The following is a 19,248-nucleotide window of genomic DNA, read 5'->3' as shown; positions in this document are numbered from 1 at the left end:
TTATATTCAAATTTCAAAAATGTTTGCAATGAAAAGCAAACAACTTCTAAGCGTTGTATTTTCGCTGATTCTGGTAATGGGCCTATCTGCAGGTTCTGCATTTGCCCAAACAGATGATGACATTGATGATACGTCAATGGAAGACGAAAGTGTAGATGCTCAAAACACTGAAGCAAAAGAAGAAGAATATGATGATTTTGACGATTACGATGATGACACAGGAGAAGATGACGATATTTGGGATGGTAAACCATACGATCTTGATGATAGACTAGAATTTTTCTGTGACATGACAGATGTAGAGAAACGTCAACTATATGCAGATCATCCAAGACTAACTCAATTAAAAGATAGACTAATGAAATTCTGTGAGTTAGATTATGATGAAAGAGAAAATGCTATCGATGAATTTGTCGAGAGAAATTTTCCTGAAATAGAATATGACGGAGATCATCGTAAGATGCTAGATAGATACTGTGCAATGTCTGATGAGGACAAGAGAATCTATGTAGCAAAACATGATAAGCCAGCAGACAAAGTTGAGAAAATAAATCGTTACTGTACACTAGATGAAGATCAAAGACGTGACTTTATCATAGAGCACAGAGACGAATACATTGCACACATGAAAGACAAAGTAAAAGACCATATGGGTGATGTAAAAGATCACATGAAAGACAAAGTCAGAGACCATATGATTGATAGATTCTCCACAATGGAGTTTGATAGATTTTGTGCAATGACTGATGCTGAATTATCTGTTGCAACATTTGAAATGGAGTTTGTAGAGCGAGCCTCTAAATGGTGTGATATGACACCTGATGAGAGAAAATCCTACATCAAAGAACACATGAAAAATATTGTAACTGACAAAGTCAAGGATCACATGAAGGATAGATTATCTCATATGGATTATGATAGATACTGTGCTCTAACTGATGCAGAATTGGCCGCATCTACCTTTGATGCAGAATTTGTAGCAAAGGCATCTTTGTGGTGTGATATGACACCTGAAGAGAGAAAGGCAAGCATGATGAAGCACATGAAAGATATGGTTCATGATAAAGTAAGTGATGCTGCTCCACGTCTCAAAGCAATGATTATGGCAGATTCTGTCAGCGATGAGAAGAAGATGCAGATTAAAGCAAAATTCATGGAAAAGTTTGGAGACAAAGCTGACAAGCTAAAATCTGAGCTTAAAATGAAGTACAAGAACCATGTTGATAAAGTAAAATCTAAAATTTCTGATGAGCGAAAGTCTGCCATTCATGACAGACTAGCTGAGATGAAGGCCTTCAAGGCAGAGCTTCGTTCTAGTGCAGCAGACTTGAGTGTTGAGGAAAAGCAACTACTTAGAGCAGATTTCATTGAAAAGGCAAAAGACATGCAGCTTGCATGGATTTCTCCACGTGCTCAGATGAATGCAGGTGTTGACATTAGTGAAATTGAATGTCGTGAAGGATATAGCCTTGTAATGAAAACATCAAACGGAGTTGCAATCTGTCTTAAAGCAGATACAGCACTTAAGATGATTGATAGAGGTATTGCAGTTCCTGCAAACTGACATCTTTTTTTCTTTTTTTTAAAAAACTTTGTGTACAACAAAACAGTAGAGATAAGATGACAAAATGAAGGATCAATTATCATTATGCCTTTGCTTTTTGTATATGATTTTCTTAGAATTTAGATCAGACTTTTCCTTTGCAAATTTTCTTGTGTTTTCTTAGATTTTCTTCAGAGTGAAATTCTTTACCACACGCTCTGCATTTTTCCTTTTTCTTATTATGTGCAATTTCTTTATGTTTTTCTAGTCTTGCCGGATACTTGAACCGTGTTCCACATTTGTCACATTTTAACTTCCTTACACTCTCATCAAATACCATAATTAGTTTAGTATCCTCTAGTACTAAAACCCATTTTCTTTGAAGCAAGGCAAAAGCCTAAAAGAGCAGGTTCTTCTAGAATTTAATCTTCTAATTCCTTAATTATTGATTCACGTTTTTTGTTCAAATTCTCCAAATTCTTTTCTAATCTTCTTAGAGTTTCATTAGTAGCATCCTCATCTGATTTACTGTCTCTTAGTTCTTTTGTAACCGAATCTTTATGATCCTGCAGTTTTTTTATTCTGTACTCTGTATCCTTCAATGCCTGTTTTAGTGCCTGAATGTCTTTTTTAAATTCCAAGTTTCAAATTATTTGTAGAATAATGAACTTAAGAATTTTCTAAATTTATTATTCGCAACCAATTCCATCACCATCACCATCAAATCTGTGTGGATCATCACCACTTACTTTGAAATTACTCACAGGAATATCATCACAGTCTAAATCTGGAGGATACATTGGAATACAAACACTAGGATAAGATGGATCACAGTTCGTCCTTGGTTTTTCTTGTGGCTGAGTATATGTCTGACTTTCTTTTGGCTGGTTTATTTGATTCTCAACTGGTATTGTTGCATCCGTTTCACAGCCATGTTTTTTGGCCCATGATTGAGTAGAAAATTCACTTTGATCACAAAATGCAGAGTAAAGATCTCCTAGACCCGAATCAAGTAACTCTTTGTTTAGATTCAAATCATTACAATGAATCACTCCTAAAATTCTACCGTATTTGTCTTCAGGCTGACTATCGTCCTGATCAACTACTACTGCAGATCCCACTGGACAAACCTCTTGGATAAAGCTCCTAGCTTTCCCGCCATCGTATTTTATTTTAGGTGCATCAACTAATGCAAATCTTATGGACTGACCGTCCACTTTGATAGTATCTCCATCGATTACCTCAGTTACTATTCCACTAAAACATCCGGCATCTCCCAAACAATTCTTTGCCTCTTGTGTTATCTTTACATTATCTTCAACTGTTAATGAAAATGAAAAAACTAATCCAATCGAAAATACAACGATGATTACTAGAATGATTATGGATTTCAATGATTTTTCTAAAATAATTATTGACTTAAGAGTTTTGAGTTAGGAATTATTCTTTTACTTTACTCAAATTCTAAAACCACTTTATCTAACATAAATTTCAAAAATGATGACAATGGTTTGTCTTTTAAATTTTCATTCCATTTCGATACCAATTTATCATAAAATTTCCATTCCTGTTCATCTTTTTTGAGGTGTTTGCTCATCATGGCCTCAAATCCCCTAGTATCCCACTCTACAGGACACATCTTGCTATCCATTTGGACTAGTCTCCCATTACTCATTTGAAATGGATATGCTTTACACACGCTTGGCTTGAAATCATTTACTGTACATCTAAACACATCCTTTGATTCTTCAAGAAATATACATGCCCCATCATTTTGTTTTAAGGCAAGATCTACTAAACCCTCTTTTACCTTTATTCCAAGATCATAATCCTTTGCACCAATAATCTGAAGAAATTTTTTGGGAGGTAAATTCAGTCCAACTGAGAGTCGATAAATATCATGAGCATTTAGAAATATCACATACTCTTTGCAGCAGTTTGTATGACAAGAGTCACATGGAAATTCTCTGGACTTTGTGCTCTCTTGAATTATCTTTTGTGTCATTAATCATTAATTGGGTTTTAGCTATAAGTAGTCTCTAGAATTTTTACAACCCTTCTTCATTAAGATCAGGTTCAGCATTTACTTTCCCAAAGAACATATCTGATTTTTGACAAGATTGGCATTTCTCCATTATTCCAAACTGATTCTTGTATTTGCCTTTTCCATCACACCTCAAGCAAACCATAAACTTTCTATGAGCATTTTAAACTTAAGAGTTTTGTAATTTTGAATCTAGAATTCCTTGTCTTCAATTTTTTTAATCTCTTTTTCAATTTTTTGAATATTATTATTCCAAATCCGTATGTATTTTTCTAGTTTTTCAATCTCTTGTTTGGAATCTGAATTTGAATTAATCAGAGAATCTCTTTTCTCTATATGCTGATTCAATCTCTTCTTAGAATCATCTAATTTCTTGTATTGAAATTCCAAGACTTTTTTTGTGATAAAATTCATAGATATTCAACTATTATTCTTTAAATTAGAATATTGAACTTAAGCATTTGGAAGCTATTTTTTCTTTAGCCAATCCCATTCGGCTCTTTCTGATTCTTCATCATCCAATACGTATTTTCAGAAGTTTTGATTATATAGAATAAAGTGTGTTCAGAAATGCACACATTTTATCAAGAAACTTTCATAGATTCATTTGAAAATAATTTAGAATCTAGCGAAAATACGTACCCATTAAAATCAAAAAGCCTACAAGCAATGAGATACCAATTACTCTGATCAGTATTGATTTTAGCATTTTTAGATTATGGATTAGAGTATCCCATCTCCCATTGTATCTTTTGCTCGTCAGTACCAAACGCGTTAATTGATTTGCCAATACAGTCCTCACGTTCAGCACCTTCAGAAAATAGTCGTTTACAATCCTCAATGGTTAGTTGCAGATTCCTATGATCGCGAGCTTTTGAGACCTCATCATAGTTTGAGCTTCCTATTATGCCAATAATGATAGCTACTGTGATCACTACTGAAACAATAATGAGGTTATTCATTTATGCAAATTGAATTAGTTTATAGTCCTTGAGTGCCAATGGCATCTTCATTGTTGTGAATTTTATCAATATGTTTTGATAACTCTGCATTGTCTTTGAATTCTGAACCACAATAAGCGCATTTTGCCATATTACCATTTGATATCTAATCTATTTAATCATTCATAATTGTCAGGACCACCTTTTGCTCCTTAAAATACTGCAGTTGCAATGACTAAACCTATTTTGTAGATCTTTTTATTTTCTATCTGCCTGGACGCTTGAATCCTGGTTTTATCAAACCTTTTTTCTTTGATGCATTTTGAAATTGCTTTCCTGTCTCTTCTTTAGATTTTACTGAATCACTCTCTTTTACTTTGAAAAATGTTTTGACCGGTTTCTTTGCTTTGAATTTCTTAGGAACCAGAGTTGGCGGTGGAGTCTTTTTTGTCTTTTTGGGTTTTGGAGTAATGTTTTGTCTCTTTTTTGTCCATCTAATGTTCTTAATATCGGCAGTTGATGACTGCTCAATATTATATTCGCCTAGAGACTTTTTCATAATCTGAATTTACCTATAGTTAACTTAAGGGTTTGAATTTGGAATCAATAGTTTACTATAACATAGCTCAAAATTCAAGGCTAGCAATGCAGTTAAAAATTCCATGTATGCAGAAAATTTAGGAATGTCTCAGTTCAATCACATCCCAATTCCATTTGAGCCAGCCCAGCTGATTGAAAGAGAAGATGGGCATTACTACCAGACACCAAAGGGTAACATCTATCCATCAATTACAACAATGCTTCACAAAACAATGTCATCTGAAAAGCTTCAAAGCCTTGAGAACTGGAAGGCCCAAGAAGTAGCCGCTGATTACATTACTCAAGAATCAGCAATGATAGGAACTCAAACTCATGAGATGATCGAGAACTATCTTAATGGAGTTCCATTTACAGAGCAATATCGATTACTATCAGTTGCGCACTTTAACAACCTTTTACCATTTATTCAAAAAATAAATGACATTCATGGAACTGAGCTTCGATTGTATAGTGAGGCAATGAAGCTAGCAGGAACATCTGATTGCATTGCCAAGTATGATGGAGAACTCTCCATTATTGACTACAAAACAAAGAGAAGCAATCAGCAAGAAGAATGGATGACTGATCACTTTATTCAGGGAACTGCATATGCTCAGATGTTCAAAGAGATGACTGGAATAGAGATTAAACAAGTTGTAATTTTAGTTAGTAGTGAGAAAAATACTAGAATGGAGTTTGTCAAAAATACTGATGATTACATTGATCCACTAGTTGAGCGACTAACAAAATTCTACGATACACTGCCATAGTGCTTTACTTCCAACCTTTCCACTTTCTCTTAAACTCAATTTCATTTTTCTTTTCAACTATCACTCTGCGTTTTTTCTCTAGTGCATCCATCTTTTTTTGAGTGGCATCCCACTTTTTCTTTATATTTTGCTTTTCTTTTTTATCTAATATTCTTCGGTATTCATGCTTGAGTATAACTAATTTTTGTGAGACTTCATTTATCTTCTCATCTGTTTTGGCAAGTTGCTTGATAACTGCATCTAACTCATCGGCCATTTTACAAATTTAATCCAATTCTAAACTTAAGCATATTGATTTTTTTACCTCCTTTTTCAAATCATACCGTTGAACTTCAACTGTGTATTTACCACTTGTGAATTCAAAGAAAATGATATCAATGAAGAGCAGTTCCTAAAGCATCTCAAAGAGAATCATTATGAAGAGATGCTAGAGATTTCAATAAAAGAGAACATGCCAATAAGCGCAGTAGAGATGATAACAATATCCAACTCTAAAGTATTCATAAATTCTGGATAATGAGGTTACTCTAATCCTTTTTCGAGCTTTATCTTTCTGATAACGTCCTGTACTAGTTGCTCGTCTTTTACTACTAGTTCTTGGAGTTTTTGCTTGTATTCCTCATCGCCCCACTTTTCAAGTCTGAACATCTCCTTGACCAGATTTACAATCTCTGATTTGTTTTTCTGGTGATCCCTTTTTGCAATGTCAGCGCCTTCCATGAATTTTCTAAAATAATTTTTAAACTTAAGCGTTTACCGTTGTAGCTGCCCTGTCTCGTTTACAAAAACTGCAATACTCTTCTTTTGAGTTTCTATTAATTGGAGTAAGACAATCATGGCAGTATTTCATATCTCTTAAAATTGAACCTTGTATATTAGGGAACCATTGGAGAACCAAGTCTATTTCTGTGGACACAAACCAATTGTTTTGCAAAAACAATCAAAACAATTCAAAAACATTACAATGAGATTGTGTGCTGATTGTGCAGATCTTGATTGCTTTGATGACTAACTTTACCACTAGTGGGAATCTAAGATCATTGTTAAATATCATTTTGACGTATTAGATATAACGAGAAAGCCGTTGTTTTGCGTCGTAAAATGATGGTATGGAAAACACCTCATGTTAGAGAAAACGTCCTAGAATCCACGTGTTTTCCATGTGTCTCGTTGTAAAAAATAAAATACTATCATTACTAATCATTGCCATGACTAAAAGTATCAGCTGCGCAGATGCAGGCAAGGACTGCGGTTGGTCTGCTACTGCAAACACAGAAGATGAATTACTCTCAAAAGTTGCAGAGCATGTCAAGGCAGATCATAAAGAGATTGAGCTTAATGAGGAGAATACCTCAAACATCAAATCCCTGATAAAAGAAATTTAATTTCTTTTTTTATTGCTTATAAAACTAATTCATTTGATTTTACATTTGTCACATTAATGATGTTTTTTTAAATGAATTTTTAGAATTCTACCCTATCGACTTAAATTTCATTTTGACATACTATACATGGCGAGGCACTATCATATCTGCTGAATCAAAGAATGCTTTGAGGAAGTTGACAGATAGTTAGGAAAACACGAAAAGAGATGTCATACATCTAACGATTCGTTTCATCGTTTTCCATAATACCTCGTCTCCTAATTCGTTTACACACCAAAGGATTGGGATTTTTTTTCACATTTAGGACATCTAAGCCCTCGAGTCTCAGTACCGCATCTTTTGCAAAACGAATCAATGCCTACAACTTCTCTGGCACCCGTCTTTTTTGCCTTTACAACTAAGATGGCAACAATTAGTATTCCTACTACTATTCCAACCCATAATAATACCATGTAGACTAACTAACACTCCATTGTATATAGACTCTCAATGATCTGGGCTTAAATACAATTTTTGCAATATGGCTCATGGGAAATTTCATCGACAAATTCCTTGACTTTATTACATCTCTTTTAGGATAATTACAACAATCCAAATTTTCTTTTTTATTTTCTACGTCTTCTAGGGTTATTTTCATAGAATTTTTCTATATTTTCAATCCATTGTTTTGATTCGGAAAGTCTAGAGCGAGCATGTGGTCTTTTTCCATTTCTTGATAGAACGTCACTGTTATCCTCATAGAATCTATCAATCTCATTTACTAGAACATCCAAAAATTCTGAAGCATCTTTTGCCTCTTGGCTCTTTGGATCTCTGTGTCTGATAATTGAATTTGCCAGAGTATCAACTTTAGCAACTTTTAGTCTGAATTCACTTAGGACTCATGCTCAAAAGAAATCATAATCAAAAATCCTTTGAATCCACTAATGTATGTTCATATTGATTTCTCACAGAAATATCTAAATCACAACTATTCTTCAAGTAATTGACTTGGAATTACCTAGAGGAATGAAGGACTTTGAAGAGCAAGAGAATGCAAACATTGAGCATATTAGGTATCATTTCAAGAAACTATCAAATTTGTATGGCTTTTCATTTATGGATCCATCACCAATTGAATTACTATCAGTCCTGGAGACAAAGTCTGGCCCTGCAATCAAAGATGAGATTTATTATTTCAAAGACAAAGGAGACAGAGAAGTTGCACTTCGATTTGATTTTACAGTTGGATTAACAAGATATATCTCGTCGCAAAAATCAATGAAACTTCCTGCAAAGATTTCTAGTTTTGGAGGTGTATTTCGATATGATGAGCCACAAAAGGGTCGATACCGATACTTTCACCAATGGGATGTCGAAGTTTATGGCAAGGCAAATCTAGAATCAGAGGCTGAAATTATTGAATTGACATCTAGGCTGTTTGATTCACTATTGCTCAAAGATATTACAATTGATATCAATCACAGAAATCTTGTAGAGTCTTACATCAATCAACTATTTGATTCAAATGATTCACAACTAGTAGGGGATATTCTAAGGGCAGTAGACAAGATTGCAAAAAAATCAAAACAAGAAATTATTGATGAATTCAAAGACAGATACGATACTGAAAAGCTAGAAAAGATTCTAGAGTTCTCACAAATTAAGGGACCAATTGCAGAAGTTGAAAAACAATTTGATACATCAATACTTGCATCTTGGGATGAGCTAAAGAAATTATTTGAATCACTTGAGAATAGAGGAGTATCAAATGTTAGAATAAACTTTGGAATTGTAAGGGGACTTGATTATTATTCTGGAATGGTCTTTGAAGTATTTGATAAAAACTCAACACTTGGTGCACTTGCAGGGGGCGGTCGTTATGATTCGCTAACCAAAGCATTTGGTAGAGAAGACTTGGGTGCTACTGGTGTTGCAGGTGGAGTTGAAAGAATAATTCTTACAATGCAAGAGCAAAAAATTCTTGCAGAATCAAAACCAAACAGAGTTGCAGTTCTTTACATAAATGATGAAATGCAAAAAGTTGCAATGTCTATAGCATCGCTATTAAGACTAAACAACATTCCAACTGATATTGATTTGGTAGGACGTAACCTAAAAAAGCAAATGGAGATTGCAAATAATGCAAGAATATCTATCATAGTTGGACCACAAGAGCTCGAAGAAGGAAATGTTGTGATGCGAGATATGCAAAATGGAACTGAAGGAACTATATCATTAGAAAAACTAACTGAAGATCCAAATTCTGTTCTTAATTTAGAAAAGCTCTAGTTAACATCATAATCTCAGGACCAGTAGTCAATGATCCCACTACTACGCTGTGATTATTTACCAAAATTCCTGATGTAACATATGGAATTCCATTATTAATTGAACACTGTTCTATTTTTACGCCTAAAAGATTGGCAAATGTCTTCATATCTTCCTCATCAGCTTCAGGATGAATTGCAGCACCGGAGTTATTTGCAACCATTACCACTCCTGTCTGATTATATCCTGCAATTTTTTTTTGAATTACTTCTACTCCTAAAATATCTTTAACTGTTTGACAGTCCTGTGGTGATAACCAAGGTGATACTACTGCTCCTTTGTCATTTGCACAAATAATATTTCCAAGTGCAGATAGTTTAGAATCTAAAACTCCAACCTCCAAATCAGTTTCTTGTTTTAGAATTTCATACTCATTTTCATATGCTGTCTTTGGAAGTAAGATTCCTTTGTTGTTCATTACAGATAATGCACCAATCAATCTAGTGTTTGCCATTGATGTGTAAAGATAATCCACTTCAAGATATTTTGAAAGTTTTTCAGCTTTGGTTTTTGCAAAACCCATTGGAAGTAAAACTACACTATCGTTTACACTAAGATAAACTCCAAGGTTAGGTCCCCTATACACGTCATACTTGAAAATATCCATATCCACCAAATTGATCCTTGATCGTTATGAACGTAAGGAAATTTCTTGTTCCTATTTGATCCAAAAAACTACTTTATTCATAAATTATTCTATCTATCTTTAAATAAAGTCTGAGAGAAAGTGTCACCATGCCAATAGCAGAAAATTTCCCAGAAGGCCTAAAACCAATTGGGAAGATTATGAATGCCGATGGACAGTTCCATTTCATGTGGGGTCCAGGCAAAAAAACAAACACAGACGGCTCACAAGCCGAAGTGTTTGCAGATGCTGATGTTGTAGCTGCATATGCTGCAAGAGGCGAAGAACAAGTTCCTCTTGGTGTAAGTGGTACAATGGTTGCAGTTGACTGGGATTCTTGTGTTGCAGATGGTGCATGCATTGAGGCTTGTCCTGTACAAGTTTTCCAATGGTATAGAACCGAAAAAGACATTCCAGCAAAAGATGTTGTTGGTCAAACTTTTGAAGGTACAGGAAGCTCAGTAAAAGACGAACGAAAAGATCTTACAGACAAAGCAGATCCAATCAGAGAACATGATTGTATCTGGTGTATGGCATGTGTTTCTGTTTGTCCTCCTCAAGCAATCAAGGTTGATCAGTCAAACTTGGAAGCTCATGAAAAAGCAGCTGGAACTTACGTTAAGATGGAAGCTGGTTCTGAGAATCCTCACGCACACGATTAGAAAATTATTTTCTTTTCTTTATTTATTACAAATTTTTTGTTCCCAAACCCACGATCTGATTTTGTTTAGTCGCGACTAATTTTGTTTAGCTTTAAATATTATTTGAAACTAGTTTCATCATGCCAATAGATGAGAAATTTGTTGAAAATCTAGAAGTTGTTGGAAAAACAAGCCACAGTGACGGTGAAAATAAACACTTTATCTGGGGTAAAGGCAGAACCGATGGCAATGCATTTTCAAATGCTGAAGTAAAAGCAGCATATGAGGCACGCGGTGAAGAACAAGTTCCACTTGGAATTCACGGAACAACTGTCGCAGTTGACTGGGATGATTGTACCGCACAAGGTTCTTGCATGAGTGTTTGTCCAGTACAGACTTTCCAGTGGTATAGAACAGAAAAAGACATTCCAGCTGCAGACTGCTTGAATGCAACTTTTGATGGAACTGGTTTAACTGAACAAGACGAACGACTAGATTATACAGATAAGTCACAACCAATTAGAGAACACGATTGTACACAATGTATGGCTTGCCAAGAGGCATGTCCTGAAAAGGCAATCTTGATTGAACCATCTTACTTAGAGTACCACGAAAAAGCAGACGGTAGCTATGTAAAAATGGAATCTGGTTCTGCTAATCCACACGCACACGATTAAAGAAATTTTTTCTTTTTTCTTCTTTTTAATTTTTAATTTATGGAATCCTCAACAAATTTTAATCAGTTATCTTCAACAATTTTCGCAGAGGTCGCCTAGCTCGGTAGGGCGCGGGCCTTGAGAGCCTGTGTGCGCAAGCATACGGGGGTTCAAATCCCTCTCTCTGCGCTTTCACTTTTCTATTTTAGCTAATTCTGCTAACATTGCAGATAGTTGAATCTCTGAATTCGCTCCAACTAAAATTCTATAATCATACTTTGCAATTACTTCTAGAATATCTGCTAGTTTTTCATGCTTTGATTTGAAGACAGCAGAATTGATGTATTTGAGAAAATCAGATTCTGACATTCCATAAACTTTGATTAGCTCAATCATTTTCTCTCTAGCTTCTGGAACTTTTCCAGCTAGTGCAATCTTTAGGACTTCATCAACATCACTAGTTTTTGTAAGACCAGCTGATGCTTTGACATGCTCTTCTGTAACTGCACCAAGACTTGCGGTTGCTTGCAATAGGTTAATGGCATGTCTCAAATCCCCTTCTGAATAATCATAAATTGCCTTTAATCCTTTTTTGTCTGACTTTACTTTCTCTTTTTTTGCAATCTCTTCTAGTCTGGCAATAACATCCTCTTGAGGAATTGATGTAAACTTGAAGGTTGCACATCTACTCTGAATAGGATCGATGATTTTTGATATATTGTTAGCTATTAGGATAAACCTGCAAATCTTTGCAGTGTCTTCAATAATTCTTCTTAGCGCAGTCTGAGCATCTGCAGTCATCTCGTCGGCTTCATCTAAAATAATGATCTTAAATGGAACATCACCCATTCCTGCAAATCTTGAAAATTTCTTTACTTTTTCTCTGACCATCCCTATTCCTCTCTCATCAGATGCGTTTAGCTCAAGTGTGTAGTCCTTGGCATTCTCACCAAGAATCTGTCTTGAAATACAAATCGCTGCAGTTGTCTTTCCAACACCTGCTGATCCTGAAAACATTAGATGTGGCATGTCAGTTGGATCTTTAATCAAAGCTTCTAAACTTCCAATAATTTCTGTTTGATTAACGATCTCAGAAAGTTTTGTTGGTCGATACTTTTCTACCCACATACCTGTTGTAGACATGAGTACCTAAGGCTCAATCCCCATTAATAAATCCGAATTGGTTATTGTGCAATACCTAGTAGTACATAACAGAAATTATCATAATCTTATCAGCGATCAGCCTGAAATTAATTAGGATCAATTGATCTCACTAAATGGTTAATAGAATTGATCGATCCGATACTTGTGGATCTAATGGAAAAAAAGTGATCTCGAATGGAAATTGAAAAAGTAGAAAAAGTGCACTCTATAGGATACCGTCTAAAGGATGCTAAAGTCACCTTAAAACAAGATATCAAATTCAATGTGGCAGGAGTCAAGACTGAAGGAACCCAAGGTGAGGTAAATAATGTGCCTCAGTATGTAGGAAAAATTTTAGCTGATAATGATTTGGGAATTTTAGATTCACCTGATATGGTTACAGAACTAAAGCAAGCATTATCAAAAGAGAAGATGGTCGGAGAATATCAAATTTCAACACTTGATCCACACTTTTACATCAAGCTAAAAGAGTCAATAAGAGAATTACAGGGAAATGATTTTGATAAAGTAGAAAGCATGATGCTAGAATTATTTAGAATGAGAAGAGGAAAACTAGTAAAACTTGCAGACTCTATCAAACTAAATTCAGATTTATACAACAAACTAACAGTTGAAGAAGTAATTTTCTACAAAACAATTTATGAAAACAGTGAAGAGTTTGAAAAACAAATTAGAGGAGATCTAAATGAGTAGCGCACAAAAAAGTACCTTTACAGACTCGGCATTATCTGATAGAGTAAAGGATTTTCTTACTAGATTCAAAGACAAAGAAGGCGTCTACAAGTATGTAGAGGCAATCGATGAGATGATGCCAAAGAATGCAAAATTCATTAATGTTGATTACAATGACTTGGTAGTAGAGCCAGAAATTACAGTAATATTTGCAGAGAATCCTGATAGAATCTTTGATGCATTTGCTAGAGCAATCAAAGAAGCACTACAAACAAGATTCCCTGATTATGCAGAGAAAATCAAAGACGAAGTAAGAGTCAGGTTAGTTAATTTTCCTTTAGAGCGAAGTCTCAGACAAATCAACGCAGAAACAATTGGACATCTTACAAGCGTTTCAGGAATGGTAGTTAGAGCTTCAGAAGTAAAGCCACTTGCCAAAGAACTTGTCTTTGTTTGTCCTGATGAGCATCCAACAAAAGTAATTCAACTAAAAGGAATGGATGTGAAAATTCCAGTTGTATGTGATAATCCAAATTGTAAACACAGAGACTTTGAGTTAAAGCCTGAAGCTAGCAAGTTTATTGATTTTCAAATTCTAAGATTACAAGAATTACCTGAGGACTTGCCACCTGGCCAGCTTCCACACTATATTGATGTCACAATTAGGCAGGATTTGGTAGATAATGCAAGGCCAGGAGATAGAATTATCCTTACTGGCATTGTGAGAATTGAGCAAGAATCAGTTGCAGGAATACAGAGAGGTCATAGTGGATTATACCGATTAAGAATTGAAGGCAACAATATTGAATTTTTGGGTGGACGTGGAAACAAGTCTGATAGAAAAATTGAGAGAGAAGAAATTTCCCCCGATGAAGAAAAGATGATCAAAGCACTAGCTCAGACTTCAGATGTTTATCAGAGATTAATTGATTCATTTGCACCACATATTCAGGGTCAGTCATTAATCAAAGAGGCTATCTTGTTACTAATTGTTGGTTCAAACCAAAGATTACTTGGTGATGGAAGTAAGATTAGAGGAGACATCAACGTCTTTCTAGTTGGAGATCCTGGTACTGCAAAAAGTGAAATGCTAAAGTTCTGTGCAAGAATTGCACCAAGAGGTTTGTATACTTCTGGTAGAGGTTCTACTGCTGCAGGTTTGACTGCTGCTGTAGTTAGGGACAAGACAGGAATAATGATGCTCGAAGCAGGTGCTGTTGTTTTAGGTGATCAAGGATTGGTCAGTATTGACGAATTTGATAAGATGAAACCAGAAGATAGAAGTGCATTACACGAAGTCATGGAACAACAGTCTGCAAGTATTGCAAAAGGTGGTATTGTTGCAACACTAAACGCTAGAACATCAATCTTGGCTGCTGCAAACCCTATGTATGGAAAATATGATCCATTCAAAAACATTACAGAAAATGTTAACTTGCCAATTCCATTGCTTACAAGATTTGACTTGATATTTGTTGTAAGAGATATTCCAACTAAAGAAAAAGATGAAAAGATTGCAAGACACATCATTCAATTGCATACACCACAAGGAACCGACAAGCGTTCTGTAATTGATGTTGATTTGCTTACAAAATATCTTGCATATGCAAAGCGTTCAGCTCCGGATTTAACAAAAGAAGCTGAAGAGAAAATTCTAGCTTATTATCTTCAGATGAGAAATGTGGAATCTGAAGAAATGATTACAGTTACGCCTAGGCAATTAGAGGGAATCATCAGATTATCCACTGCCAGAGCAAGATTGCTCATGAAAGATAAGGTCGAAGAAGAAGATGCAGATCGTGCTATTTTCCTAATTGAGAGTATGCTCCAAGATGCTGGTGTTGATGTCAATACTGGTAAAGTCGATCTTGGAGTTCTTCAGGGAAGACCAAGAAGTGAGGTATCTAAGATGCAACTCTTCATGGATATACTCAAAGGATTAGAAGGTGACAACAAAGTTCCTGTAGAAGAGAAGGCATTTGTCAAAGAACTAGAAAAGACTGAGAAATTCACTGAAGAGGAGGCAAGAAACTACATCAGAAGAATGCTCAGAGAAGCATCTATTTATGAATCAAAACCCGGTCACTATAACCGAGTATGAAGATAGAGAAACTAAAACTTCCTGAATCAGCAATTGAATTTTTAAAATCTCAGGGTTTTGAAAAACTTTATCCACCACAAGAAGATAGTGTAAAGTCAGGATTACTAGATGGAAAAAGCATTCTAGTTTCTGCACCTACTGCAAGTGGCAAGACACTCATTGCAATGATTGGGATTCTAAGTTATTTATCAAAGAATGATGGTAAAGTAATCTATCTTAGCCCACTTCGAGCATTAGCTGCTGAAAAGTTTTCAGAATTTAAAAAATTAGAAAAGATTGCACTAGGAAAAAAGATCAAAGTTAGTATCTCTACAGGAGATTTTGAGAACATTGAAAAGAACCTAGAGAAAAGCGATGTCCTAGTTTTAACAAATGAAAAAATGGATTCAATTATTCGTCATGGATCTGAATGGGTTGATGAGATTGGCCTTGTGATTGCCGATGAAGTTCATTTGATTGGAGACGAAAGCCGTGGTCCAACACTAGAGATGATACTAACACAGCTAAAACTATTAGAATCAAAACCACAAATCGTTGGACTTTCTGCAACCATTACAAATTCTGATGAGATTGCAGATTGGCTTGGATGCAAACTAGTCAAAAATGACTGGCGACCTGTTCCACTTACTGAAGGAGTATGTGATGGCGGAGAGGTTACAATGAATAATGGAAAATCCTTTGAAGTTGAGCGTAGTTTGTGTGGAACGCCCATTGATTTAGGCGTGCAATCCGTAAAACAAGGAGGACAATCTCTAGTGTTTGCAGAAACTAGAACTCGCTCAAAATCTCTTGCAACAAAGGCTGCAGATGTTATCTCTCAAATGCTTCAAAAAAAAGAGATAACAGAGCTAGAAAAAACATCAAAAAAAATTTTATCAGAGAATGAACATACAGAACTAGTCAAGACATTAGCATTTTTAGTAAAAAAAGGAGTTGCATTTCATCATGCGGGACTTAATCAAAACTGTCGAGAAGCAGTTGAGACAGAATTTCGAAAGGGAACGATCAAACTATTGTCATCTACCCCAACATTAGCTGCAGGAGTTAATCTTCCAGCAAGACGAGTAGTCATATCTAACATCAACAGGTATAATGCCAAAGTTGGTGCAAACCGGCCAATCAGTATTCTAGAATACAAGCAACTATGCGGTAGAGCAGGAAGACCTCAATATGATGATTTTGGTGAATCAATAATTGTTGGTAATGGTAACACCGAAGAACTAACTGATTACTACATTAACGGAGAACCAGAACCAATCATATCAAAAATTACTGAAGACAAATCACTGAGAACTCATATACTATCTGTAATTGTAACGCATCCAGGAATTAAAAGAGAAGAGATACTTGAATTTTTTATGCAGACACTTGGTGGTTTACAATCACGAAAACTAACAGTAAAGTTTGCCTTAGATATCTCTCTGAGATTTTTATCAAGTGAATTTTTGATTGTAAAGAAAGGTGAGAGATACGCTGCAACAGAATTTGGTAAAAAGACATCAATGCTTTACATTGATCCACTAACTGCAACTTATTTTCGAGATGCAATTGAAAATGTTTCTCAAGACAGAATTCACACATTTGGGTTTTTACATCTAATCACAAACTGCGAAGAATTTTTTCCAAAGTTTGGAATGCGAAATAAGGATTACGAAACTGCAAGCTTGGAGATTGAAAATCATAAATCTGAACTACTAGAGCCGATTTCAGAGTATGATTGCTCTAGAAGCCTTTTGGCACTTCAGGCCTGGATTACTGAATCCTCAGAGTTGAGCCTATCTGATAGCCTCGGAATAGAGTCTGGTGACATGCATAGGATGGTAGAGAATGGAAACTGGTTGTGCTACTGCCTCAGGGAGATCTCGAAGCATGTGGAAAGGGCAGATTTACTAGAAGAACTGGATAATTTGGCAAGAAGAATTGTTTATGGAATTAGAGAAGAATTACTTGAACTTGTTAAAGTCAAGGGAATTGGTCGTGTCAGGGCAAGAGCTCTCTACAAACACAACATTAAGAATTTAGATGATTTGGCAAAGATTCCAGTGAATAAATTAGCAGAAATAGATAAAATTGGTTCAACCCTTGCAGATAACATAAAGTCTGAATTACGAAAGGTAAGATATTGATTGAATTAATAATTCCAGCAGTTGCATCATGCATTATTGCATTTGTTATTGTTTTTGCATTAACCCCCCCTTTGATAAAATATCTAGAAAAAAGAAATCTTGCAGTCAAAGATATGAACAAAAAAGAAGATGTTATGGTAGTTCGACCTGGTGGACCATCAATAATTATTGGAATCATTGCATCTGAGTTAGTTCTTTATGCATTTTTACAACTAAATGAAATACTTGCACTAGTCATTACAACTACTGCAGCATTTGTAATTGGATATGTAGATGATAGAAAAGTAATGGGAGGATGGTTTAAACCAGTTGCACTAGCAGTTGCAGCAATTCCAATTATTGCACTTGGTGCATATGATTCAGATTTGGCATTTCCGTTATTTGGAACTGTTCAAATTCCAGCATTATATCTTGCTTTGATAATTTTTATGATTCCAATTACCGGCAATACAATAAACTCAATTGATGTTCTAAATGGTGTTGCAAGCGGATTCATGGTAATTGCAAGCTTTTCACTATCAATTTGTTTATTCATTATACAAAATTATGAAATTGCAATTGTTAGTTTACCATTAGGGTTTGTTTCATTGGCATTTTACAAATACCATAAAATTCCAAGTAAAATATTTCCTGGAGACTCTGGTGCATTAACACTTGGTGCAATGTATGGGTGTATTGCAATTATTGGAGGAGTAGAAATTATTGCAGCAGTTGCATTATTGCCTGCAATTATCAATTCATTTTTGTTCCTATCCAGTGTCAAGAGAATTGTTGAGCATAGAGAGGTAAAAGGCAAGCCTGTAGACCATACTGAGGATTTCAAATTACAAGCTACAACTGATAAAACTGCACCTGTAACATTGGTGAGATTAATTCTTGCAGGAGGACCCATGTCAGAAAAACAAGTTGCATTTGCAATCTTCAAGTTAGCATTATTCTCAGGGGTTTTGGCAGTGATTACTGCGTTCATGATGGGAGTAAAGATATGAAGTCTGGTCTTTTCATATTCTTATTTGCAATGTGGCTTTTGATACTTGCAGGCGGTGCAATTGTTGTGACTATTTTAGGGCCTATCTCTGTTTCAGGTTATGGAGAACTTGATTGGTTTATCTCATCAGTAATTAAAGCAGTAATCGCAATAATTCTAGTTATTATTTGGATATTGATTTTATCAAAAGTAAAGAACTGGATTTTCAGAAAAGAAATTAGATCCTAACTTTCTTTCCATTCTCGTTGTTTCTTGTCGTACTCTTCTCTTGTATATCTGATAGTAGCAGGTGATCCAATAACTACTGTATTCTCAGGAACATCTCTAGTTACTACTGCACCCATTGCAACAACACTGTTCTTACCTACCGTGACTCCTGCCTTAATTACTGCACGTGCACCAATTATTGCATTATCTTCAATTGTTACTCCAATCATTTTATCACACATTGGATAAGGATCATTTGTTAATGCAGCTGCTGGTCCAATGAAAACATTTTTTCCAATTCTAGAAAGTGGTGGAATGTATGCTTGCCCTTCTATCTTTGTGTTCTCACCAATCTTTACATTATAATCAATATGTGCAAGGGATCCTATCTTGACATTATCGCCAATCTCTACATCATCTCCAACATATGTAAAATGCCAGATCTGAACGTTTTCACCAATTTTTGCTTTATCTGAAATATAGTTAGTAACCATTA

At 35.3% G+C, this 19,248-nt stretch carries 28 protein-coding genes and 1 tRNA gene; 14 read left to right on the top strand and 15 right to left on the bottom strand.

The features are described 5' to 3' along the window. Positions 1–28: 28 nt before the first annotated feature. Entirely contained in the window at positions 29–1,564 is a 1,536-nt protein-coding gene (locus ACX119_RS08810; protein WP_459350882.1) for an ABC transporter substrate-binding protein, read from the top strand. 124 nt (positions 1,565–1,688) lie between these two features. On the opposite strand, the gene ACX119_RS08805 is transcribed toward ACX119_RS08810, so the two are convergent. The 8 genes from ACX119_RS08805 to ACX119_RS08770 form a co-directional block, all read right to left on the bottom strand. Further along, positions 1,689–1,931 carry a C2H2-type zinc finger protein gene (locus tag ACX119_RS08805; RefSeq protein ID WP_459350881.1) on the bottom strand — a complete coding sequence of 81 codons (243 nt, stop codon included), beginning with the start codon at positions 1,929–1,931 and terminating at the stop codon, positions 1,689–1,691. A gap of 34 nt (positions 1,932–1,965) precedes the next feature. Next, on the bottom strand, positions 1,966–2,184 hold the full coding sequence (locus ACX119_RS08800; protein WP_459350880.1) for a hypothetical protein: 219 nt from the start codon (positions 2,182–2,184) through the stop codon (positions 1,966–1,968). A 48-nt stretch (positions 2,185–2,232) separates the two neighbouring features. Next, positions 2,233–2,937 carry a thermonuclease family protein gene (locus tag ACX119_RS08795; RefSeq protein WP_459350879.1) on the bottom strand — a complete coding sequence of 235 codons (705 nt, stop codon included), beginning with the start codon at positions 2,935–2,937 and terminating at the stop codon, positions 2,233–2,235. Positions 2,938–2,996: 59 nt separating this feature from the next. Continuing rightward, positions 2,997–3,548 carry a YkgJ family cysteine cluster protein gene (locus tag ACX119_RS08790; RefSeq protein WP_459350878.1) on the bottom strand — a complete coding sequence of 184 codons (552 nt, stop codon included), beginning with the start codon at positions 3,546–3,548 and terminating at the stop codon, positions 2,997–2,999. Between the two features lie 43 nt (positions 3,549–3,591). Beyond that, entirely contained in the window at positions 3,592–3,723 is a 132-nt protein-coding gene (locus tag ACX119_RS08785; RefSeq protein ID WP_459352040.1) for a hypothetical protein, read from the bottom strand. A 56-nt stretch (positions 3,724–3,779) separates the two neighbouring features. Then, positions 3,780–4,001 (bottom strand): hypothetical protein, encoded by a 222-nt coding sequence (locus tag ACX119_RS08780; RefSeq protein WP_459350877.1) that lies wholly within the window; start codon positions 3,999–4,001, stop codon positions 3,780–3,782. 302 nt (positions 4,002–4,303) lie between these two features. Further along, on the bottom strand, positions 4,304–4,549 hold the full coding sequence (locus ACX119_RS08775; protein ID WP_459350876.1) for a hypothetical protein: 246 nt from the start codon (positions 4,547–4,549) through the stop codon (positions 4,304–4,306). A gap of 244 nt (positions 4,550–4,793) precedes the next feature. Then, on the bottom strand, positions 4,794–5,087 hold the full coding sequence (locus tag ACX119_RS08770) for a hypothetical protein (protein WP_459350875.1): 294 nt from the start codon (positions 5,085–5,087) through the stop codon (positions 4,794–4,796). A 124-nt stretch (positions 5,088–5,211) separates the two neighbouring features. On the opposite strand from ACX119_RS08770, the gene ACX119_RS08765 reads away from it, so the two are divergent. Beyond that, on the top strand, positions 5,212–5,877 hold the full coding sequence (locus tag ACX119_RS08765) for a PD-(D/E)XK nuclease family protein (protein WP_459350874.1): 666 nt from the start codon (positions 5,212–5,214) through the stop codon (positions 5,875–5,877). A 4-nt stretch (positions 5,878–5,881) separates the two neighbouring features. Here ACX119_RS08765 and ACX119_RS08760 read toward each other — a convergent pair whose 3' ends face one another. Next, positions 5,882–6,133: a hypothetical protein gene (locus ACX119_RS08760; RefSeq protein ID WP_459350873.1), complete on the bottom strand. Its 252-nt coding sequence runs from the start codon at positions 6,131–6,133 to the stop codon at positions 5,882–5,884. Between the two features lie 69 nt (positions 6,134–6,202). On the opposite strand from ACX119_RS08760, the gene ACX119_RS08755 reads away from it, so the two are divergent. Beyond that, complete coding sequence (locus ACX119_RS08755) at positions 6,203–6,394, top strand: hypothetical protein (protein WP_459350872.1); 192 nt, start codon at positions 6,203–6,205, stop codon at positions 6,392–6,394. A 5-nt stretch (positions 6,395–6,399) separates the two neighbouring features. On the opposite strand, the gene ACX119_RS08750 is transcribed toward ACX119_RS08755, so the two are convergent. Next, positions 6,400–6,597, bottom strand: a complete 198-nt coding sequence (locus tag ACX119_RS08750; protein ID WP_459350871.1) for a hypothetical protein — start codon at positions 6,595–6,597, stop codon at positions 6,400–6,402. A gap of 166 nt (positions 6,598–6,763) precedes the next feature. Here ACX119_RS08750 and ACX119_RS08745 point away from each other — a divergent pair, with 166 nt between their 5' ends. After that, positions 6,764–6,889 carry a hypothetical protein gene (locus ACX119_RS08745; protein ID WP_459350870.1) on the top strand — a complete coding sequence of 42 codons (126 nt, stop codon included), beginning with the start codon at positions 6,764–6,766 and terminating at the stop codon, positions 6,887–6,889. A 196-nt stretch (positions 6,890–7,085) separates the two neighbouring features. Further along, the gene (locus ACX119_RS08740) at positions 7,086–7,262 is read left to right on the top strand and encodes a DUF1059 domain-containing protein (protein WP_459350869.1); all 177 of its coding nucleotides are present in this window, start codon (positions 7,086–7,088) and stop codon (positions 7,260–7,262) included. 266 nt (positions 7,263–7,528) lie between these two features. Here ACX119_RS08740 and ACX119_RS08735 read toward each other — a convergent pair whose 3' ends face one another. Both ACX119_RS08735 and ACX119_RS08730 read right to left on the bottom strand, forming a co-directional pair. Next, positions 7,529–7,714, bottom strand: coding sequence for a hypothetical protein (locus ACX119_RS08735; RefSeq protein ID WP_459350868.1), 186 nt, complete (start codon positions 7,712–7,714; stop codon positions 7,529–7,531). 153 nt (positions 7,715–7,867) lie between these two features. After that, positions 7,868–8,035: a hypothetical protein gene (locus ACX119_RS08730; RefSeq protein ID WP_459350867.1), complete on the bottom strand. Its 168-nt coding sequence runs from the start codon at positions 8,033–8,035 to the stop codon at positions 7,868–7,870. A gap of 217 nt (positions 8,036–8,252) precedes the next feature. On the opposite strand from ACX119_RS08730, the gene hisS reads away from it, so the two are divergent. Next, complete coding sequence (gene hisS, locus ACX119_RS08725) at positions 8,253–9,533, top strand: histidine--tRNA ligase (protein WP_459350866.1); 1,281 nt, start codon at positions 8,253–8,255, stop codon at positions 9,531–9,533. Here hisS and ACX119_RS08720 read toward each other — a convergent pair. Continuing rightward, a complete protein-coding gene (locus tag ACX119_RS08720) occupies positions 9,514–10,179 on the bottom strand; it encodes a translation initiation factor IF-6 (RefSeq protein WP_459350865.1) in 666 nt (221 codons plus the stop codon). The two genes, hisS and ACX119_RS08720, sit on opposite strands and share 20 nt — an antisense overlap. Before the next feature lie 128 nt (positions 10,180–10,307). Between ACX119_RS08720 and ACX119_RS08715 the strand changes: the two genes are divergently transcribed. From ACX119_RS08715 to ACX119_RS08705, 3 genes are all read left to right on the top strand, one after another. Continuing rightward, positions 10,308–10,859 carry a 4Fe-4S dicluster domain-containing protein gene (locus ACX119_RS08715; protein ID WP_459350864.1) on the top strand — a complete coding sequence of 184 codons (552 nt, stop codon included), beginning with the start codon at positions 10,308–10,310 and terminating at the stop codon, positions 10,857–10,859. 119 nt (positions 10,860–10,978) lie between these two features. Then, positions 10,979–11,515: a 4Fe-4S dicluster domain-containing protein gene (locus ACX119_RS08710; protein WP_459350863.1), complete on the top strand. Its 537-nt coding sequence runs from the start codon at positions 10,979–10,981 to the stop codon at positions 11,513–11,515. A gap of 84 nt (positions 11,516–11,599) precedes the next feature. Next, positions 11,600–11,683 (top strand) — tRNA-Ser (locus tag ACX119_RS08705). Between the two features lie 3 nt (positions 11,684–11,686). Here ACX119_RS08705 and ACX119_RS08700 read toward each other — a convergent pair. Next, the gene (locus ACX119_RS08700; protein ID WP_459350862.1) at positions 11,687–12,637 is read right to left on the bottom strand and encodes a replication factor C small subunit; all 951 of its coding nucleotides are present in this window, start codon (positions 12,635–12,637) and stop codon (positions 11,687–11,689) included. 195 nt (positions 12,638–12,832) lie between these two features. Between ACX119_RS08700 and ACX119_RS08695 the strand changes: the two genes are divergently transcribed. From ACX119_RS08695 to ACX119_RS08675, 5 genes are read left to right on the top strand one after another with little or no spacing between them, the layout of a single operon-like run. Continuing rightward, complete coding sequence (locus ACX119_RS08695) at positions 12,833–13,351, top strand: hypothetical protein (protein WP_459350861.1); 519 nt, start codon at positions 12,833–12,835, stop codon at positions 13,349–13,351. Next, positions 13,344–15,431 carry a minichromosome maintenance protein MCM gene (locus ACX119_RS08690; RefSeq protein ID WP_459350860.1) on the top strand — a complete coding sequence of 696 codons (2,088 nt, stop codon included), beginning with the start codon at positions 13,344–13,346 and terminating at the stop codon, positions 15,429–15,431. Before ACX119_RS08695 ends, ACX119_RS08690 begins: the two co-directional genes overlap by 8 nt. Further along, positions 15,428–17,557, top strand: a complete 2,130-nt coding sequence (locus ACX119_RS08685; RefSeq protein ID WP_459350859.1) for a DEAD/DEAH box helicase — start codon at positions 15,428–15,430, stop codon at positions 17,555–17,557. Before ACX119_RS08690 ends, ACX119_RS08685 begins: the two co-directional genes overlap by 4 nt. After that, complete coding sequence (locus ACX119_RS08680) at positions 17,554–18,546, top strand: MraY family glycosyltransferase (RefSeq protein WP_459350858.1); 993 nt, start codon at positions 17,554–17,556, stop codon at positions 18,544–18,546. Before ACX119_RS08685 ends, ACX119_RS08680 begins: the two co-directional genes overlap by 4 nt. Continuing rightward, the gene (locus tag ACX119_RS08675) at positions 18,543–18,773 is read left to right on the top strand and encodes a hypothetical protein (protein WP_459350857.1); all 231 of its coding nucleotides are present in this window, start codon (positions 18,543–18,545) and stop codon (positions 18,771–18,773) included. The genes ACX119_RS08680 and ACX119_RS08675 overlap by 4 nt, the downstream gene beginning before the upstream one ends. On the opposite strand, the gene ACX119_RS08670 is transcribed toward ACX119_RS08675, so the two are convergent. Then, positions 18,770–19,246: an acyltransferase gene (locus tag ACX119_RS08670; protein WP_459350856.1), complete on the bottom strand. Its 477-nt coding sequence runs from the start codon at positions 19,244–19,246 to the stop codon at positions 18,770–18,772. The two genes, ACX119_RS08675 and ACX119_RS08670, sit on opposite strands and share 4 nt — an antisense overlap. Between the last annotated feature and the right edge of the window lie 2 nt (positions 19,247–19,248).

Source organism: Nitrosopumilus sp. S4 (genome assembly GCF_054515835.1).
The sequence above is the reverse complement of the archived record's forward strand: the minus strand, read 5'-3'. Positions and strand labels throughout refer to the sequence as shown.

Bases quoted from the DNA above. Each gene is read 5' to 3' on its own strand.
- ACX119_RS08810 (WP_459350882.1), top strand. From the start codon at position 29: ATGAAAAGCAAACAACTTCTAAGCGTTGTATTTTCGCTGATTCTGGTA.
- ACX119_RS08790 (WP_459350878.1), bottom strand. From the start codon at position 3,548: ATGACACAAAAGATAATTCAAGAGAGCACAAAGTCCAGAGAATTTCCA.
- ACX119_RS08780 (WP_459350877.1), bottom strand. From the start codon at position 4,001: ATGAATTTTATCACAAAAAAAGTCTTGGAATTTCAATACAAGAAATTA.
- ACX119_RS08775 (WP_459350876.1), bottom strand. From the start codon at position 4,549: ATGAATAACCTCATTATTGTTTCAGTAGTGATCACAGTAGCTATCATT.
- ACX119_RS08770 (WP_459350875.1), bottom strand. From the start codon at position 5,087: ATGAAAAAGTCTCTAGGCGAATATAATATTGAGCAGTCATCAACTGCC.
- ACX119_RS08765 (WP_459350874.1), top strand. From the start codon at position 5,212: ATGTCTCAGTTCAATCACATCCCAATTCCATTTGAGCCAGCCCAGCTG.
- ACX119_RS08760 (WP_459350873.1), bottom strand. From the start codon at position 6,133: ATGGCCGATGAGTTAGATGCAGTTATCAAGCAACTTGCCAAAACAGAT.
- ACX119_RS08750 (WP_459350871.1), bottom strand. From the start codon at position 6,597: ATGGAAGGCGCTGACATTGCAAAAAGGGATCACCAGAAAAACAAATCA.
- ACX119_RS08740 (WP_459350869.1), top strand. From the start codon at position 7,086: ATGACTAAAAGTATCAGCTGCGCAGATGCAGGCAAGGACTGCGGTTGG.
- ACX119_RS08735 (WP_459350868.1), bottom strand. From the start codon at position 7,714: ATGGTATTATTATGGGTTGGAATAGTAGTAGGAATACTAATTGTTGCC.
- ACX119_RS08720 (WP_459350865.1), bottom strand. From the start codon at position 10,179: ATGGATATTTTCAAGTATGACGTGTATAGGGGACCTAACCTTGGAGTT.
- ACX119_RS08715 (WP_459350864.1), top strand. From the start codon at position 10,308: ATGCCAATAGCAGAAAATTTCCCAGAAGGCCTAAAACCAATTGGGAAG.
- ACX119_RS08710 (WP_459350863.1), top strand. From the start codon at position 10,979: ATGCCAATAGATGAGAAATTTGTTGAAAATCTAGAAGTTGTTGGAAAA.
- ACX119_RS08700 (WP_459350862.1), bottom strand. From the start codon at position 12,637: ATGTCTACAACAGGTATGTGGGTAGAAAAGTATCGACCAACAAAACTT.
- ACX119_RS08695 (WP_459350861.1), top strand. From the start codon at position 12,833: ATGGAAATTGAAAAAGTAGAAAAAGTGCACTCTATAGGATACCGTCTA.
- ACX119_RS08690 (WP_459350860.1), top strand. From the start codon at position 13,344: ATGAGTAGCGCACAAAAAAGTACCTTTACAGACTCGGCATTATCTGAT.
- ACX119_RS08685 (WP_459350859.1), top strand. From the start codon at position 15,428: ATGAAGATAGAGAAACTAAAACTTCCTGAATCAGCAATTGAATTTTTA.
- ACX119_RS08675 (WP_459350857.1), top strand. From the start codon at position 18,543: ATGAAGTCTGGTCTTTTCATATTCTTATTTGCAATGTGGCTTTTGATA.
- ACX119_RS08670 (WP_459350856.1), bottom strand. From the start codon at position 19,246: ATGGTTACTAACTATATTTCAGATAAAGCAAAAATTGGTGAAAACGTT.